Raw genomic sequence first — 2,838 nt, forward strand, 5'->3', positions numbered from 1 at the left:
CTCGTCCTTGCCGGATAGGGAGGAGGGGCACATCGCCTTGGGCCGCAGCCGCAGCTGCATCGATCTCAAGATCAGTTACGGGACAGCCCTTAGCCTTCATTGCCCGCAAGGGTGGCGGACACCCCCCGGAGTCCGCCACAGGCGGGTGCCACGGAGGAGTGTAGTCGTGCCACTCTCGTGCCAGAACGGACGGGGACTCACGGGGACCCGGCGGCAACAACGGTGAACACACGCGAACTTGCCCCAGGACAGGTCTTCGCAGATCACGCTAGCAACCGCCCAATCTCGGTCCTGAAGCGGGTGTCGCAGGTTCGAATCCTGCCGGGGCACCAGGGCAAAGGCCCCGGACCGATCATGGTCCGGTGCCTTTGACATCTACGTTTGACATCAACAAGGACGGTCACTGACGACCTGGGCATCCCCGCAAGAGCCGATCCATCTGGCTCATGGCTCGCGCTGCGGCTAGAAGCCAAGCCGAGTCGCCCGTGACGCTCACGGCAAGCATCGGTCGTCGATGTCGACACACCAGCAAGTCTCACGGTCAGGGACCGCCAGGGCGGACGGTACATCGACGCCGTCACGCCACCCAAGCGCCACGAAGTGGTCTCGCGGGAAAGTGTCAGCCGCGGTCAGGGCCGCCCACGGGCTGTCGCAGCTCTGCGCTGCCTGCTCGTCGGTGCCGTCACAACCGCGCCCCGTCCACGTCCACGAAGATCGCCCCGGCACGCGGCTGACTTCTGCGCTTCCTCCATACCTCTTTATAGAGAACGTCTCGGGCAAGGATTCCCCGGTGTGACCCGCTTGGGGCCACTTCTTCCGAGCAGCCTGCCGGGAGATCCCCCAGGCGAATCCGACTTGGCTGTAGCTAGCCCCCATTCCGCCAGCAGTCTGCACCGTGTCCGCTGCAAGCTCCTGAACAGCTTCTTGCATGTACCTCAGCACACGCAGATGAGCAAGCTGCCAGTCAGCGTATTGAGTCACGCCTGCCGGAGCAGTGTGGCCGTTGTCCATACACTCTCGACTCCGCGACGAGATTCGTCGCGCCAGAGCCTTGGCCAATGACCGCATCTGGTCACACAGTTCAGTGATTTCAAGATCGTCAGGTTCACGCCAGGCTGGGTCACGCGGCCTGGCGGCGTCAACTGCCGATGCATCGTTGCCAACGGATTCCTGTTGCCCCATGGTGACAACCGTAGTTGTCACTCGACGGCAACCGGGGGTGCCGGTTCGGTGCTAGCGATCGCGCTCCTGCGGCAACTTGCCGGTCAGGTCCTCTCTTCCGACTCCGGCGAGGAGTCATATAGCCGCAGCTCAGGCGGACATGACTCCACCGGCTGAGCTCAGTCCTCTGTTGGAACAGGTAGCGCTGATCCGTGAATCGACTTGCGCGTCTAAGTAGTTGCTCCCTGAGAGTCGGCGTAACAGGAAGCCCACACCCACCGACATGGGTGCGGCGCTACGCCATGCGTTTCGATGAGGGAGTGGTCTCGTGGCCAGCCGCGTGGACGAACACCGAAAGCTGCCAACTGGCGGACGGCATCCGATCTCTGATGCGACTACCCCGACAAGGCCAATCTTCGATCTTCGATGCGGTGGCGTCCGTGTGACTGTGGAGCGCATCCCGTACAGGCTGCTGGCGCTCAGCAGCACCGCATCGGCCTTTGCACTAGGAGCAAAAGAGTGGTTCATTCGCTGATCACCCGACCACAGTTGTTGTGCGATATGAGGCCACCCGCCTGAGCCTCGACAGGTACGAGCGGAAGCCCCCAGCCTGAAAGGGCCGGGGGCTTCCCAGTGGACATCTGCGGCGGCTACTGACTGCGTCGCCTCCTGAGCAGGCGGTCCATGTGGGCCGGCCCCTGGGGCCGCAGCAAGCAACGGCCCATGAGTAGAGACCTGGACACGCAGTGCCCCGGTCAGAACAAGCCTCCGGCGGGGGCGCTCAGGCTCCGAGATGGCGGGGGCGCCGTTCGCGAGTGCCGGCCGAGTGTGGCGTGCGTGGGGTGCTCCCCCCGTCTGCCATCGACCCAGGCAGAGCCGAGCAGTCGTGGCCCAGGGCGTCAAGGTCGTTCGTACAGTGGCGTGCTCCACCTTGACACCCTGAACCGCGCCCGCTCCACGGTGTGTGGGTCGACGGCAGACGGGATGGGAGCTGGGGAGAGTGGTGAGTTGCGGAGGCTGAACCGGCGGATCAGAGCAGGTAGGCCGATATGTACTATTTGTCCACGCGGTAAAGCTTGATGTCCTTGTTGACGAAGAGGTGGACGTACCCACACCGCCAGCAAATGAGGCCAGTGGCCTTCTCATCGGCCCAAGCCAACTTCATGAACTCCATGCCGGTGCTGTTCAACAAGACGCCTCGCTCCCGGAACACGTCCCCCTTGCAGACCTGGCAAGTGATCCACATCTCACCGACCGCTGCACGTACCGGCTTCGCCATCGCGTGAACGCCCCCGCCCCTTGCCGTATGGATGCACACGAGACTACGTGACGGCGGAATTGCTCACCGCTCGCGTGACCGCCCGCTAGGGTCCGCTGTGAGGATCAGGCCGTCTTGCGATGGAGAGTGCGAAAGAGGGGCACATGTGCCCTCTACGTGCCCGATCGAGCAGTGGCCAGCGGGGAACAACGGGGATCTGCGGCGAGTAACGCGAGGACGTCCAGCTCCGCGACTTGCCAGCTCAGCCCAGGTCCGCATGCGCGATCTTCCAAACTAGTGCTCCAAGCCCCAGGCAGCGGTGTGAAAGAGCGTTTTGTCCTGGCGAGGTTGTTTGGTTCGAGGTTCAGGTGTCGCGCCAGTTCAGGGTGGATTCGCGGGTGAGTCTGCGGCTTATGAGG

General features: G+C 63.5%; 1 tRNA gene. It reads left to right on the top strand.

Going from position 1 to position 2,838, the window contains the following annotated elements:
* Positions 1–240 precede the first annotated feature (240 nt).
* Positions 241–332, top strand: a tRNA-OTHER gene (locus ACZ69M_RS51110).
* Positions 333–2,838: the final 2,506 nt, after the last annotated feature.

Source organism: Streptomyces sp. NPDC107454 (assembly GCF_055582885.1).